13 protein-coding genes and 1 pseudogene are annotated in these 15,888 nt (G+C 46.4%); 3 read left to right on the forward strand and 11 right to left on the reverse strand.

The genetic code is table 11. From position 1 onward, the window contains the following. Nucleotides 1-40: 40 nt before the first annotated feature. Genes QYF49_RS14310 through bioA form a run of 3 tightly spaced genes read left to right on the forward strand, consistent with a single transcriptional unit; the run spans nt 41 to nt 2,683 of the window. Nucleotides 41-625 (forward strand): biotin transporter BioY, encoded by a 585-nt coding sequence (locus QYF49_RS14310; protein WP_425589576.1) that lies wholly within the window; start codon nt 41-43, stop codon nt 623-625. After that, the gene (gene bioD / locus QYF49_RS14315) at nt 604-1,326 is read left to right on the forward strand and encodes a dethiobiotin synthase (RefSeq protein ID WP_290400240.1); all 723 of its coding nucleotides are present in this window, start codon (nt 604-606) and stop codon (nt 1,324-1,326) included. Before QYF49_RS14310 ends, bioD begins: the two co-directional genes overlap by 22 nt. Further along, a complete protein-coding gene (gene bioA, locus QYF49_RS14320; protein WP_290400241.1) occupies nt 1,307-2,683 on the forward strand; it encodes an adenosylmethionine--8-amino-7-oxononanoate transaminase in 1,377 nt (458 codons plus the stop codon). The genes bioD and bioA overlap by 20 nt, the downstream gene beginning before the upstream one ends. 263 nt (nt 2,684-2,946) lie before the next feature. Here the strand turns inward: bioA and QYF49_RS14325 are convergent, their stop codons facing one another. The 11 genes and pseudogenes from QYF49_RS14325 to QYF49_RS14370 form a co-directional block, all read right to left on the reverse strand. Next, nucleotides 2,947-5,367, reverse strand: coding sequence for a transglycosylase domain-containing protein (locus tag QYF49_RS14325; protein ID WP_290400242.1), 2,421 nt, complete (start codon nt 5,365-5,367; stop codon nt 2,947-2,949). A 481-nt stretch (nt 5,368-5,848) separates the two neighbouring features. Beyond that, on the reverse strand, nt 5,849-5,980 hold the full coding sequence (locus QYF49_RS14330; RefSeq protein WP_290400243.1) for a hypothetical protein: 132 nt from the start codon (nt 5,978-5,980) through the stop codon (nt 5,849-5,851). Nucleotides 5,981-6,012: 32 nt separating this feature from the next. Continuing rightward, nucleotides 6,013-6,192, reverse strand: coding sequence for a hypothetical protein (locus tag QYF49_RS14335; protein ID WP_290400244.1), 180 nt, complete (start codon nt 6,190-6,192; stop codon nt 6,013-6,015). A 55-nt stretch (nt 6,193-6,247) separates the two neighbouring features. Then, nucleotides 6,248-6,454 (reverse strand): annotated as a pseudogene (locus QYF49_RS25790) (GNAT family N-acetyltransferase); the annotation flags it as partial. Nucleotides 6,455-6,747: 293 nt separating this feature from the next. Then, complete coding sequence (proP, locus tag QYF49_RS14340) at nt 6,748-8,202, reverse strand: glycine betaine/L-proline transporter ProP (protein WP_290400245.1); 1,455 nt, start codon at nt 8,200-8,202, stop codon at nt 6,748-6,750. A gap of 137 nt (nt 8,203-8,339) precedes the next feature. Beyond that, entirely contained in the window at nt 8,340-9,821 is a 1,482-nt protein-coding gene (locus QYF49_RS14345) for an MFS transporter (protein WP_290400246.1), read from the reverse strand. Nucleotides 9,822-9,877: 56 nt separating this feature from the next. Beyond that, nucleotides 9,878-11,317, reverse strand: a complete 1,440-nt coding sequence (locus QYF49_RS14350) for an aldehyde dehydrogenase family protein (RefSeq protein WP_290400247.1) — start codon at nt 11,315-11,317, stop codon at nt 9,878-9,880. A 22-nt stretch (nt 11,318-11,339) separates the two neighbouring features. After that, the gene (locus tag QYF49_RS14355) at nt 11,340-12,395 is read right to left on the reverse strand and encodes a homoserine dehydrogenase (RefSeq protein WP_290400248.1); all 1,056 of its coding nucleotides are present in this window, start codon (nt 12,393-12,395) and stop codon (nt 11,340-11,342) included. After that, nucleotides 12,385-13,632: a M20 metallopeptidase family protein gene (locus QYF49_RS14360; protein WP_290400249.1), complete on the reverse strand. Its 1,248-nt coding sequence runs from the start codon at nt 13,630-13,632 to the stop codon at nt 12,385-12,387. Before QYF49_RS14360 ends, QYF49_RS14355 begins: the two co-directional genes overlap by 11 nt. Nucleotides 13,633-13,667: 35 nt before the next feature. Then, nucleotides 13,668-14,867, reverse strand: coding sequence for a cystathionine gamma-synthase family protein (locus QYF49_RS14365; protein ID WP_290400250.1), 1,200 nt, complete (start codon nt 14,865-14,867; stop codon nt 13,668-13,670). Nucleotides 14,868-14,881: 14 nt separating this feature from the next. Beyond that, on the reverse strand, nt 14,882-15,886 hold the full coding sequence (locus QYF49_RS14370) for a cyclodeaminase (RefSeq protein ID WP_290400251.1): 1,005 nt from the start codon (nt 15,884-15,886) through the stop codon (nt 14,882-14,884). Nucleotides 15,887-15,888: the final 2 nt, after the last annotated feature.

The following is a 15,888-nucleotide window of genomic DNA, read 5'->3' on the forward strand; positions in this document are numbered from 1 at the left end:
TACTAGGATTTTAACAATCTTCCATAAGGAGGTGATCGTGTTGAACGCAAGAACCATATCCTATGTTGCTTTGTTTGCAGCCATGACCGCGGTGGGGGCATTAATCAAGATCCCCATCCCATATATCCCTTTTACCCTTCAGATCCTATCGGTCTACCTGGCAGGTGCCCTCCTCGGGCCGAGATTGGGTTTGATCAGCCAGCTGTGCTACGTATTGATCGGGCTGATCGGCCTGCCTGTTTTTGCGGATGGCGGCGGAATAGGCTATGTATTTAAACCGACATTTGGTTATTTAATCGGCTATGTCATGGCCTCCTTTGTGAACGGCTGGCTCATCCATCGGTATCAGCTGGTCAAAGTGAAGTCCATTCTGGCTGCCAATTTAGCCTCTCTGCTGACCGTCTATCTTTTTGGCTGTATATGGCTTTATGCAGCGATGAACTGGTTCATGCAAACATCGTTTACATTCAATCAAACCATTCTGTATGGTTTCTTGCTTCCCGTACCCGGTGATTTGCTCCTATGCTTTCTATGCACTTTGTTCATTGTGCAGACCCGCCCCCGAATGGGACGATTCATAATCAGAGAGGAGAATGCTAAACCATGGGCCAAGCCTACTTTGTAACCGGAACCGGAACCGAGATTGGGAAAACGGCGGCGACCACCTTGCTGTACTTATCCCTTACCGCGATGGGCAAACGCGTCACCATCTTTAAACCCTTTCAGACCGGCCTTAATCACACAAACCATACATATCCTGATATCTCCTGGTATGATGAACTGCTCGGTTTAAAAGACTGCGGCATGTATATGCTCGAGCCAGAAACCTCCCCTCACCTCGCCATCAAATTGGCCGGTGAAAGGATTGATGAACAGCGTATCATCGATCATATTCAATCGTTAAAGGAGGAGTACGATATTGTTCTTGTCGAGGGAGCCGGCGGAATCGCCGTTCCTCTTATTGAACATGAGACACACTTTTACATGACTGCCGACCTGATCAAAGATTGCGGACTGCCGGTCATATTCGTTTCAGCCAGCGGACTCGGATCCATCCACCATGTTCTTGCCACACAATCGTATACTGCCATGCGGAACATCGAGATCAAAACGATCATCTTTAACTTTTATCAGCATGAAAACATGATCCATAGGGACAATGTTGAAACGATTGCCAAGCTGACTGCGCTGAAACCGCTTTTGTGTATTCCGGCCTTTAATAATGTCAAAGACGATCTGCCCGGATATACCCATACACTTTTAGAAAACCCTAACTATATACAGCAGCTGAAAGAGGTGTTTTTCAATGCGTATCCCATACACTGACCTGGAACAATGGGACAAAGAATATGTGTGGCATCCATTCACACAAATGAAAACCTACCGTGAGTCCAAACCGCTGATTATTGAGAGGGGAATGGGCAGCTACCTCTATGATACAGAAGGCAGGCGATATCTCGACGGGTATGCCTCGCTATGGGTGAATGTCCACGGACACAGTGAGCCTGAGCTGAACGAGGCACTCATTCAGCAGGTAGAGAAAGTCGCCCATTCCACTCTTCTCGGTTCAGCGAATGTGCCCTCCATTCTATTAGCGAAAAAACTGGCAGAAATCACGCCCGGCAGCCTGTCCAAAGTATTCTACTCCGACACAGGAGCAGCCGCTGTTGAGATCGCGCTGAAGATCGCCTACCAATACTGGAAAAATCTCGATGCAGAAAAATATGCCGGCAAAAATAAATTCATCTCATTGAATGAAGCCTATCACGGCGATACAGTTGGTGCGGTTAGTGTCGGCGGGATGGATCTGTTCCATCGCATTTTCCGACCGCTGCTCTTTGACCGCCTCCCATCCCCGTCTCCCTATCCTTACCGGATGGATGACCTGGGAGATGAAGAAGCAGTTAAAGACTATTGCCTATCGAAACTTGAATCACTGTTAGAAATACATTCTGCTGAAATTGCCGGAGTTATTGTGGAGCCGCTTGTGCAGGGGGCAGCCGGAATTTTGACACATCCAGCAGGATTTTTAAAAGGAGTGGAGCAGCTGTGCCGTTCATACGATGTGCTTTTGATCTGTGATGAAGTAGCAGTCGGGTTCGGACGCACAGGCACTTTGTTTGCTTGCGAGCAGGAAGATGTTGTGCCTGATTTAATGTCTATGGGCAAGGGAATTACCGGAGGATACATGCCCCTTGCCGCCACCATCACTCATGACAAGATCTTTAATGCCTTTTTAGGTGAAAGGGAAGAGCATAAAACGTTCTATCATGGCCACACCTATACCGGGAACCAGCTCGCTTGCTCACTCGCGTTAAAAAATATTGAACTGATTGAAAAACGCGGCCTTGTAGCGGAGGTCTATGAAAAAGCGGAAAGGCTGTCCGCAAAATTGGATGCCCTGTATGAGCTTCCCATTGTCGGAGAAGTGCGGCAGCGAGGATTAATGATCGGTATAGAAATTGTAAAGGATCGGACGACAAAGGAGGTCTTCGGTGTCCAAGAGGACGTCATCTCCCGTATTATCCAAAACGCACGGGACAAAGGACTGATCATCCGGGAGCTCGGACCGGTCATCACGATGATGCCCGTCCTTTCCATGTCAGATGAGGAACTAAGTATGATGGTGGACATCACGTATCGATCCATTCAAGAGGTTGTTCAAAGTTTGTCCGTTCGATAAGCTGCACGCTGTTTTTATGAAAATGATGGGTTTTGCAAGTATTCTTTGTCGAACCGTAAAGATCAAAACAATCTGTAAGGTGAGGTACTATAAAAGCTTTTTGACAAGTTAAGGGCCTTCCCCATCGGAAGGCCCTTATTATTACATCTCTTTTTTGATTTAAAGTAAGTCATGATATACTCGATGGCTTCATTACTGTTTTACGAAACAGGTAATCCTTTCTAAAAAAGCTGGAGCTTCTCATCAGCTCCAGCTTTTCATGACTATTCTGTTTGCGTGGTCTTTGAATCCAAAGAACTTGGCTTCGCATCCTCTGGTTTTTTCGTATTATTGTTCTCCTGTGGCGGCTTTGTTCCCGGATCCGTTGGTTTATCTCCTGTACCTGGATTGGTGGTTCCATCTCCTGGTTTCTCTTTAGGCGGTGTGGTTGGTTCGGTCGGCTTATCCTGATCGCCGCCTTGATCACTTCCGCCCTGATCATTTCCGCCCTGATCTGTACCGCCATTGCCTCCCTGATCGTTGCCGCCTTGATCATCCTTTGGCGGTGTCACCGGGGTAGCCGGATTGGTATTTCCATTATCTTCAGGCTTTTTCTCCTCTTCTTTTTTCTTCTGATCTTCTTCTTTTTTCTCTTTTTCTTGGACTTGCTTTTCTTTTTCAGCATCGGTTGACGAATCTTCTTTTTTGTCTTCCGTTTGGCTAGGCTGTGCTATGGCCGGGATGGATGTTCCTTGAACGTACAGCTCAGATCCCCTCGTAACAACAGATCCCGGCTTTTCAAAATCGGCAGTAAGCTTATTTTCTGAAACGTGGGATACCAGTTCTTTAAAAATCAGCTTAGCGATCACTTGATCTTCCTTCTTCACATAAGCATCCTGGCCAGGGTGATCGTATCCCGTCCAGACCGCCGCTGTGTAGCGTGTGGTATAGCCTACGAACCAGGAATCTGTCGATCCGTTGCCATATACGTTGCTCGGAAGGTTCGTCGTTCCTGTCTTACCGGCTACGTCCAATCCTGGAATCTGTGCCATTCGTCCTGTTCCGTTGCTGACAACACTCTTCAGCATATCCGTTACCATATAGGCAGTGTAATCGCTCATCGCCGTTTTGGGCTCATGGTTAAACTGTTTCACTACTCCATTTGGGTACTCAATCTTGCGGAGAGTAGTCGGCTGATGATAGACTCCTTTATTTCCAAAAGCAGAATACGCACCGGCCATCGTTAATGGGGAAACCCCCTTATTGAATCCTCCGATCGCATAGGACGGATAGATGGTATCCAGCTTAATACCCAGGTTTCCTGCAAACTGTTTCGCGTTCGCTTCTCCAACGGCCTGGAATGTTTTAATGGCTGGAATATTATAGGATTGAACGAGCGCTTCTCTCATGGTCAGGGTACCATGATAAGTTCTATCCCAGTTCTGGAACTGTTTTCCGTTGATTTCCAGCGGTTCATCCTTGATCGGTGTATTCGTCGACCATTTAAGGTATTCTATCGCAGGACCATAGTCAAGAATCGGTTTAATTGTAGATCCTGGCTGCCTTTCTGTATCGGTCGCATAGTTAAATCCTCTGATTGCCTGTTTGTCGTCTTCCCGCCTGTTGCCACCTATGGCGCGTATTTGGCCGGTTTCAGTATCCAGCAGAACGACCCCTGCCTGGAATTTATTGTCTGGATACCGGATATAATCCTCAGTTGACAAGATCTTTTCCGCTTGAGATTGGGCATCCTGGTCGAGCGTCGTGTAGATTTTCAAGCCGCCTTCAAACAGTTCCTTTTCAGGGATGCCCTCTTTCCGTGCATCTTTAATGACCTGCTGTAGGAACGCTTCATATCTCTGCTGAGACTTTTTAGGTTTAACGAGCATTTTCTTGATCGGCTGCTTCTGAGCTTCCTCTTTTTCCTGCTCCGAAATATATCCGTTCTTATGCAAAAGCGAAAGTACGACATTCCTTCGCTGCTCCGCTAAATCAGGATGTTCGAATGGATTGTATCCGCTCGGCCGCTGGGGCAATCCGGCAAGCAATGCGGCCTCTCCGATCGTCAGTTGGTCGAGTGACTTATCGAAATACGTTTTGGCTGCTGTTTTAACTCCGTAGGCACTGTTCCCGAAATAGATTTTATTCAAATAGAATTCCAGAATCTGATCTTTCGAATATTTGCGTTCAAGCTGTACAGCCAAATAGGCTTCCTGTATCTTTCTTGTCACTGTCTTTTCTGGAGATAAGAAAGAGTTCTTTACGACCTGCTGTGTAATGGTACTTGCACCTTCAGAACCAAATCCGTGAGTAATATTGGAAAGGACGGCGCCCGCGACCCTTTTCGTATCAATTCCATTATGTTTGTAAAAACGAACATCCTCTGTCGCAATAAAAGCATTCCGAACACGGGGCGGGATATCCTTGATGGAAACATAATCCCTCTTTTCCTTCCCACTGATCGTAACGACCTTTTCATTGTTCATGTCATAGACGGTAGACGTCCGCGAATACTTTAGATTTTCCGGGTTCAAATCAGGCGCGCCCTTTGCAACTGAAAATACAGTGGCGCCTCCACCAATAACCACTACAAGAAAGAGAACTAGAAAAGTTAGTGTACTGTATGTAAGGAATTTCCGAAAACGTTTTGGCCTTTTGTTTTGTTTTCTTCTTTCCAATCGTGAAGCAGAATTTTTCTTTTCCATCATTAACTCTCCTTAAATTGTTCCAAGCTGTTCCCTATGCTGAAATAGATTATTTTTCCTAAACACCAATTTTATACTATTTTAATAGAAAATAATACGTAAATAACTCAGAAATGTTACATTTTTATTACAAACAGTACTGAAGTACTAGTTACCCTTTTTTTCCACTTTTTAATCTATATGAATCAAAAAAAGAACAAGAACTGGATGTCTTGTCTCAAAAACTTCGTCTGGCGGTATGCAGGTTCAGACTCGTTTGTTATCACTGAATCCTCAGGATAATAAAAGGATACGTTCTTATAGCTCCATGCATATTTGCTCTCGGAAAAGTATTTGCCAAGAGAGATGGACTTCATTTTTTGATGATCAATATAGATTTTTTTATTCCTTGGTTTCTCCGTATCGAACCCATAAGCCAGCAAATCATTGGCAAAATGCATACTGCCTTTATTGATGCTCTCATAAAACCGATTTACATCCGTTAAAGCTGTTTTATATTGGCCAACACGTCTTGTTTTATTAAAAACTTAAATGATAGCCGTAATTCACCATATAAATAGAGTCCGGCTGCGAGAAAGATTAATAGAATGGCAGCGCCCCATCTCTTCTTCATCCACGATCCCCATTTCCTAAGAGCTAAGATGGCTATTTTAAGCGGTGATCCTGCTTGATGATTTGATCTAACTTTTGTTCAATCTGAAGAAGTCTATCTCTCTTTTTCTTTTCGCTTTTTACAAAGGTGAAAACAATTATTAAAAACAATATTAATGGAATGAACATAATTACCGCACTTCCATATCCAATCATGTTAAGCATCAAATGCATCAACCACCTCCAACCTTCCAATTACTTACAGTTCACCATCATAATTGTTCCTTTCTCAATTCCCAATTAAGCATTTCTCCCTCTTGCCCATGTTCAGCTTCTTCAACACGCGGAGGGAAGGCTCATTGCCCTTCAGACATTCAGCAATGACACGGTTCACTCGATCCGAAGAAAAGGCCCGATCAACGATCGCTTTTACCGCCTCATTCGCGTACCCCTTCTGCTGAGCAGAAGGAAGGATTCCATAGCCAACCTCAACTGTGTGATTCTCATCCGGCTTGCCTTAGACCCGATATCATCGATAATTTTGCCCGTTTCTTTCTCAGCAACAAGCCAAACGCCCCAACCGTACAGCTCGGGATCTTGTTCACTGAGCAACTAGATCCGATTTGATTTCTGATTGGATAGGCATCAGGCGACAGTGATTCTATATATGTATTTCGCAAACACCTTGCCGCCGATTAAAGGTGAACCGGCCAGCAATATCTCGAGTTTGGCTCAATTCCATCAAAAAAGCTGCCGAGTCACTCGACAGCCTTCTTCAAAAATCCAGTCTTACGTGTGCTTGCTCTCTACAGTCAATGCCTGATCATCTTCAGGCTCTTCTTTTTCCCACCATAAAGCTTCTTCCGGGTCTTTTAATACTTCTTTAATTTCACTAGGATCCTCAACAGCAGGGAGAGAGCCTCTCAGCGACCGGCCGGCGGTTTCTTTGACAAAGAAGACCACAACCACGATCCCAATCATACAGACTGCCATTAAGTAATAGGCCGGAATCATATTGTTACTGGTTTCCTTCACCAGCCACGCGACAATAAGCGGGGTAGTGCCGCCAAAAATGGATGTGGAAAGATTATAGGTTAGGGCCAGTGAACCATATCTTACATTCGTAAAAAACAAAGACGGAAGGGTTGCAGGAAGCGTTCCTTGGAAAGCCGTGAGCAAACACCCAAGAATCAGTACGCCAAAGAAGGCATTATAACCGTTTTCATTCCCTGCCAGCATAAACGCTGGAACACTTAAAACGATGGTCAGGATCAAGGCCCCTATGAGAATTTTATTTCGGCCGATTCGGTCTCCTAAATATCCCATGCCCAAAACAAATGGAATCATGATCACCATCACGATCAATATAAGAAGCAGGCCTTTTGTTTCTCCATAACCTAGCTGTTCGGACAGATAGGACGGCATGTACGTCAGGACCATGTAGACAATCGTATTGTAAAAGAGCACGACCCCGACGCAGATTAATAATGATCTCCAATGATTAACGATAATTTCTTTAAATGATGATCGGTTTTTCTTTTCCTCTTTCTTCTCCTCCATGGCCTGAAATGCCGGTGTTTCCTCAAGATGAGAACGAAAATACAAACCGATAAGGCCAAGTGGCGCAGCAATAAAAAATGGAATTCTCCATCCCCAATCCAGCATGGTTTCTGATCCAAGAATAAAGGTCAGCAGAGTGACGAGGCCAGATCCTGCAATATAGCCGGCCAAGGTGCCTACTTCGAGCACACTGGACATTACACTGCGTTTCTTATCAGGCGTAGATTCTGCAATGAAAGTCATTGCGCCTGCATATTCTCCTCCGGTTGAGAACCCTTGTACCAGCCTTGCAGCGAGCAGAAGGATAGGTGCGGCAATTCCAATGGTAGAATAGCCCGGAATGAGCCCGATGGCCAGTGTGGCAATTGCCATCATGATTAAAGTAAGAGCCAGGACCTTCTTTCGGCCTAGACGATCACCCATAATGCCAAAAAATATGCCGCCGAGCGGCCTCGCAATAAAAGCCACCGCAAACGTCGCAAAAGCATAGATGACCTGAGCGGAAGAATCGACCTCCGGAAAAAAAACTTTGCCAATGGTAACTGCTAAATAAGAATAAATGCCAAAATCAAACCATTCCATCGCATTGCCTAGCGAGGTACCTAAAATCGACTGCTTTGCGATTTGTTTATCAACGACAGTGATATCCTCTCTTTTCAATCTTTTACTTTTTTTTTCACCCACAGCGTGCCTCCTAAATATAAAATGATTAATAGTTTCTCCACTAAACCTTTTCCCTAATTGCTGACACGCTAATCATGACTGGACAAATAGAATAAAATCCATAAAAAAGCTGCCGGGTTTCCCCGACAGCTTCTGTTTTATTGAATATTGCTTACATTTTTCTGCTGAGATCCCAAAATGCTTGGGTCAAGTTTTGCTGTTGCTTTTTCTTGTTTCTTCCTTAATTCTTCCTTCCACCAAAATGCTTCTGCGGAATTTGCCAACCGTTCGTCCACTTCACTTTCATGTTCAACTGCAGGATTGGATCCCCTTAATGAACGGCCCGCTGTTTCTTTTACGAAAAGGGCAACGATCACTAGTCCAATGACACATACTCCAATTAAATAATAAGCAGGCAGCATGTTGAAACCCGTGGCTTTAACGAGCCATGCGACAACCAGCGGTGTTGTTCCTCCAAAGATGGAGGTGGATACATTGTATGTGATCGCCAATGAACCATAACGCACCTCTGTAAAAAACAAGGATGGCAAAGCAGCAGGCAGGGTCCCTTGAAAAGCCGTGAACAAACAGCTCAGGACCAGCAGACCAAAAAACGCGAATATGCTTGAACCCGTTCCCATCATAAAAAATGCAGGGATACTAAGAACGATGATGCCGATCAGCGCTGTGATTATCAGCCGGTTTCGTCCGATGCGGTCACCCCAATATCCCATCAGCAATACAAAGGGAATCATGGCGATCATTACGAAAAGGATAAGGACCAATCCCTTTGTTTCCCCAAAACCGAGCTGCTCTGACAAATAGGACGGCATGTAAGTAAGGATCATATAGTTGATGGTGTTATAGAAAAATACGACACCAATACAGATAAGAAGAGAACGCCAATGCTCAGTAAAAATATTTTTTACGGATTTCTGCTTCTTGGTCTCCTTCATTTCCTGAAACGCAGGTGTTTCTTCTAAATGCGACCGGAAGTATAACCCAATCAGTCCTAATGGAGCAGCGATAAAGAAAGGAATCCTCCAGCCCCATGCAAGCATGGTTTCAGATCCAAGCAGAAAAGTAAGCAATGTCACTAAACCGGATCCAGCTATAAAACCAACGAGCGTTCCAACTTCCAGGAAACTCGACATGAAAGTTCGCTTTTTGTCCGGAGTGGATTCAGCAATAAAGGTCATGGCGCCCGCATATTCTCCCCCCGTTGAAAAACCTTGTACCATTCGGGCAAGAAGCAATAAGACAGGAGCTGCAGCACCGATTGTAGCATAACCCGGGATAAGGCCTATGCTTAATGTGGCGACCGCCATCATGATCAGGGTGATGGCGAGGACCTTCTTCCGTCCGATACGGTCTCCCATCATTCCGAAGAACATACCGCCGATCGGCCTTGCAATAAAAGCTACTGCAAATGTTGCAAAAGCATAGATTAACTGGGCAGAAGGATCGATCTCAGGGAAAAACACTTTACCAATCGTTACTGCTAAATAAGAATAGATGCCAAAATCAAACCATTCCATCGCATTGCCGAGAGATGTTCCAAGTATTGATTTTTTCGCAATTTTGGTATCAACAATCGTGATATCCTCTTTGGTCAGCTGTTCGTTTTGTCCTCTTTCCATATCGTACCTCCTCAAATTACAGTTATCTTGCTCTCTCCTTATCCCTCTTTCTTTTTTTAGTTTGACAGTTTATAGCAGACCACTTTAGGCTCGGTCATGTCTTGAATCGCGAATTTAATGCCTTCTCGCCCCAAGCCTGACTTTTTCACTCCTCCAAACGGCATGGCGTCGATCCGGTAATCGCTGCTGTCATTGATCATGATGCCTCCAACTTCCATCCTGGCGATCGCTTTTTGTGCTTTATCGATGTTTTTTGTAAAAATGCCTGCCTGCAGCCCGTAGCTGACTTCATTTGATTTTTCGATGGCCTCGTCTACATCCGTCACTTCATAAAGCATCACTACAGGACCAAAAATTTCTTCCTTAGCCACCGTGCTTTCGTCGGGAATGTTCTTTAACACCGTCGGATAGTAGAACGCACCGTCCCGTCTCCCTCCAGTCAGCAGCTCAGCACCTTTTTCAACCGCTTCATGGACCAGCTTCTCTACACGCAACGCCTCCTTTTCCGAAATCAAAGGGCCGATATCGGTATCCTCAGATAGCTTATCGCCTACACGATATTGGTTGGTACGTGCCACGAAGGCCGACTCAAATTTCCGCATCACACTCTGCTGTACGTATATTCTTTGGACGCTCAGGCAGTTTTGCCCGGCTGCCCAATATGCTCCGGAAACGGTTGATTCAACCGCCGCTTCAAGGTCGGCATCCTCCAGAACGATCACAGGAGAATTAGAGCCAAGCTCCATGCTGATTTTTTTCAAGCCAGCTTTTCTCACAATCTCTTCTCCTGCCTCCACTCCTCCTGTAAAGGAAATCATTCGGACAGCAGGATGGGTGACCAGCACATCGCCAATTTCATTTCCATGTCCCGTGATAACGGACAAGACTTTTGGAGGCAGCCCCCCATGGGCAAAAGCTTCAGCGAGTAGCAGCGCACTTAGCGGAGTGACAGTAGCCGGCTTAACGATGATGGCGTTTCCTGAGGCAATGGCCGGGCCTACTTTATGGGCGACCAGGTTCAGCGGATCATTAAATGGAGTGATCGCTCCAATGATGCCAATGGGAAAACGCTGATAGTAGCCGACCCGGTTGTCGTTCCCTTCCATCTGGTCGAACGGAATGGTCTCCCCGTGTATCCTTCTTGCCTCTTCTGCACTGATCCGAAGGGTCTGAATGCATCTTGCGGTTTCCTTTGCTGCCTCACGTATCGTTTTGCTGCCCTCCCTTGCAATCGTCAACGCGTACTTTTCCTTATGGTTTTCAATGTAGTCTGCCGCTTTATGAATGACGTCCATCCGCTCATATACCGGCATGGCAGCCGCAATCTTGGCCCCTTCCCTGGCCTGTTCAATACAAGCCAGCATGTCTTCTTTGGAGGCCGCCGGGACCGTGTCTATGAAGCTGTTATCCTGAGGATCTCTTACCACAATCGTTCTTTCACGGTGCACCCATCTTCCGGCTAGATACATTTTTTGGCCAGCAACCTGAGTCGTCATCAACATCCCCGCCTTTCTCAGTTTAAATGTTTACAAGTCTTCTTTCGCGATCAATGTTAATTAAATCGATTAACAAGGAAAAGCCTGTCTCCACCTTGCCCGCCCCTGCTCCGCTCAGCGTAACCGTTCCTAAAAGGTCACATTCGTAAGCAATGGCGTTCACAGCTCCGCTGATGGAAGCAAGCGGATCAGACATATCCACTTTTTCTGGGGCGATGGAAGCATCAACCTTCCCGTTTTCTTTACGGGCTTTTGCCAGCAGTTTCCATCTTTTCCCTTCGGCTTTTGCCTCCTCTATATCCTTCGGGGTAAGATTTGTGATACCGCGGCATGAAACTTCCTCTACCCGAAGAGGTTCATTCATCACATAGTTCGCGAGAATCGTAATCTTGTACCGAGCATCATAGCCTTCAACATCGCTGGTGGGATCAGCTTCTGCATACCCCAGCAGTTGTGCTTCTTTCAAGGCTTCATCATACGTAGCTCCCTCTTCTTCCATCTTGGTTAAGATAAAATTGGTCGTACCGTTTAAAATGGCGCGTATTTCCGTGATCTCGTTTCCTGCCAAAGCGGAAGCGGGCATCCTTAATGAAGGCGTTCCGCTCATGACGGTCCCTTCAAATCCCCAGTACACGCCTTCCTTTTTTGCCAGCTCAGAAAGCTCTTTATACGCAAGGGCAACCGGGCCCTTATTGGTCATGACCACATTTTTTTTCGCCAGGAATGCCGTTCGGCAATGATCGATCGCAGGCTGTCCTGTCCGGACATCGGTATATGAAACCTCAATAACCGTATCCGCGTTGCTTTCACGTATCGTTTTCAGGCTGTCCCAACCGGTTACGAGGCCAGGGGACGGCGGATAGTTTTCCAGATTTCCCGTCTCCTGCAGCACTTGTAAAACCGTATCGATGTCCAGTCCGTTCGGATGATAGATTGCACCTTTATTAAAATCTGAGATGGCCACAATTTCCGCTTCAAAATGCTCGTTGGCCTTTAAATCTTCATGCTTGTCCCTCAGAATTTCAGCCAATCCCTGTCCGACTGTTCCAAATCCAATAAAAGCAAGTTTATGTCCCATAGGTCTCTACCTCCACCTTTTCACGGCTTGGCAGGAATACCTCGCCTTTTAAATACTTTAATGCTGTCTGTGCCAGGATCGCTGTCCCGATCGGCAAGCAGTTTTCATTTATATCAAAAAACGGAGTGTGCAATTCTCTCTGATCTTGTCCTTGCTCGGAACATCCCAGAAAGAACATGGCACCAGGAACTTTTTGTGTTACATATCCAAAATCTTCTCCGCCCATTCCAAACGGGCCTCTTTTAATCGTAATTTCGGGATACAGCTCTCTTGCCGCCTCCATAAACCACTTGTTGATCATTTTATGATTGTTCAGCGCAGGTTCGCCCCGGTCCACTTTGAACGAGTAATCCCCGCCTAGTGAATGAACAATGGAAAACGCCTTTTCCAATTCTGAGGCGAGCAAGCCGCGTACTTCAGGTGTATAGCTGCGAATCGTTCCTGTTATGGATACCTCGGTAGGAATGATATTGCTTGCCGAACCCGCATGGATCTCCCCAATGCTGATCACGGCTGAATCCATTGCAGAGACTTTCCGTGCCACAATGCCATGAAGGGCCTGCATGACCGGGCCCAGCATCCAAATAGGATCGGTTCCCTGCTCAGGATAAGCACCGTGCCCCCCTGTTCCATAAATTTTTCCCTGGAACACATCAACATTGGCCATGCTGTACCCATCGTTCACTTGAATGGCGCCAGCCGGAAGCCACGGGCACATATGGAGCGCAATGGCGGCATCTGCTTCATCATAAACTCCTGCCTGAACCATATAAGGAGAACCTGACAGACCTTGTTCATCAATGCTTTCTTCTGCCGGCTGAAACATAAATTTTACCTTGCCCTGTATTTCTTCCCGTTTAAATGCATCTGCCAGAAGGCTGGCAACCCCAAGCAGGATGGCAGTATGAGCATCATGTCCGCAGGCATGCATCACACCATCGTTCCGTGATTTGTAACTCAATTCGTTTTTCTCATGAATGGGCAAGGCATCCATGTCTGCGCGGATGGCGATGACCGGTCCTTCCCCCGAGGAAAGGGTTCCAACAACTCCAGTGGGAACCCCCACTCCGATCTCCGTTTTCATTCCGGGAATCCGTCTTAATGTTTCCGCCACCAGGCTTGACGTTTCAAATTCCTGAAAACTGAGTTCAGGGTTTTGATGGATCTGCCGCCTCCATGCGATCAAATTTTCATTCAACTCTTTAACCGAAGCAGCAACAAACTGATGATTTGCCATTTGTCATTCATCTCCTCAAACACACTGGCTATCTCTTAGACCTTTAAAACACTTTCCACATGTTGAAAAGCCTGTTCAAAGTCCGCAATAATATCTTCGATGTCTTCTATGCCGCAGGAGATGCGGATCAATCCTTCAGGAATTCCCATCGCCGCCCGTTCTTCCGGTGTACATTCCACGTGGCTTGTGGTACGTGCAGGCCCGACCGTTGTTTCCACAGCGCCGAGATTGGCCGCACGGTTCGCAAATTGCAATTTTGGAAGCAGGTCCCTGACCGTTTCGACGCCTCCTTTTACCGCAAAGCTGAGCATTCCGCCAAATCCCTTCATCTGCTTTTTCGCAATTTCATGGTTTGGATGGGTCTCAAGCCCTGGATAGTAGACTCCTTCTACTAATTCTTGTGTTTGCAGGAACTTAGCAAGCGCCATTGCATTTTCGCTTTGCTGACGTACACGCAGGTGAAGGGTCTTCATACCCCTCAAGAGGAGGTACGCCGCCATCGGATCCATCGTAGCTCCGTTTATTTCACGGAAATGGTAGATTTTTTCCACCAATTCTTCCGGCCCGCAGACTACTCCTCCAAGCGCATCCGCATGTCCTCCCAGGAATTTGGTCGCACTATGGATGACTAAATCTGCTCCGAGAGCGAGCGGATTCTGGTTGATTGGTGTTCCGAACGTATTGTCTACCACCACTAACGCACCAGCTTCACGGCCAGCTTTCGCCATCCTCTCAATGTCTGTAATTTTAACCGTTGGATTGGTTGGTGTTTCCAAATAGAGAATGCTGCAGCCTTTTGCTACTTCTTTTTCAATCTGTTCATGGTTGCCGGTTTCACATAACACAACCTCGACCTGCTGGCGGGGGAGGAACTCGGTAAATATTTTGTTTGTTCCGCCATAGGTATCTTTGATGGAGACGATTCGGTCACCAGGCACTAAAAAAGTAGAAAGTGTATTGCTGATCGCAGCCATTCCTGTTGAAAAACTCGTAGCCGCTTCGGCTCCTTCGAGAATTTTTACTTTATCTTCAAAAGCCTGGACCGTCGGATTTGTGTTTCGTCCGTAAATATGCCCTTTTTTCTTGCCGATCGCAACATCATACCATTCATCCATATCGTCGTAGCCATACGCCACACTAAGAACGACCGGCACCTGAGTCGCCCCGTGCACCAAATACTCTTTTTCTCCTGCCCATACAGACTTCGTTCCTGCTTTTATGTTGTGGTTTGCCATGTGATCACTCCTCGTTAATTTTTAAAGGCTGGTACTTTGTCTTCTATTTTCAAACCAAGTCCTCGTTGCACCATTTCTTGAAAAGCGAACAAGGCGATGGCGGTATCCTGTACTCCTGTTCCGGTTAAATCACAAACCGTAATCTGTTCCTCATGCTGCCTGCCCTCTGCCTTTTTTGAAGTAAGCTCGCCGAGTTCAACGATGGGGTGTTTACGGGATAACAGTCCTTGATCAAATGCATGATGAAGTTCGCCTAACCGCTCACATTGGGCGATGGTGTCGCAAACAAGCCTGCCAGCCTGTGCCAATACTTCAGCTTCGAGTTCCTGCTTGTGCTCCGCGTCCGATCCCATCGCTGTAATATGAATTCCGGGATGGAGCCATTCCGCTTTGATCACCGGGTCCTTGGCCGGCGTTGTCGTAATGACGGTATCGCTGTTGCGTACGACTGCCTCTGCGCTATCGACCACTTTAACCTCAATCCCAAGCTCAGCTGACATTTCCTCTGCGTACACCTTGGCCCTTTCCTCTGACCGTCCAAAAATGAGCACCTCTTGAAAATCCCTTACGAGCCGCAGGGCTTTTGCCTGGTATCTCGCCTGGCTTCCTGTGCCGATCACGCCCACGGTTTGTATTTTCTTTCTTGATAAATATTTGGCAGCAATGGCCCCCGCGGCAGCTGTACGAATGTCGGTAAGATAACCGTTATCCAGCAGGATTGCCTGCGGTACGCCTGTTTTTGCACTGATGAGCATCATCAATCCGCTTCCGCTCGGAAGGCCGATCTTGTAATTGTTAAAAAATCCAGAGGACACTTTAATCGCAAACATGCCTTTCCCTTCGACATAGGCGGTTTTCACGTCCACTTCTCCGTTCTGGTCGTGAACATCGACCCTCATGATGGGAGGCATGGTTACTCTATGCTCTGCAAGATTCGTAAAACCATCCTCGACCACGGATAGAGCTTCAAGATTTAGTGAAACGTGCTGCCTCAATTCATGTTCTGTAAAAATAAACATCC

The sequence above is a fragment of the Fictibacillus terranigra genome (genome assembly GCF_030412265.1).
GTDB lineage: Bacteria > Bacillota > Bacilli > Bacillales > Fictibacillaceae > Fictibacillus_C > Fictibacillus_C terrinigri.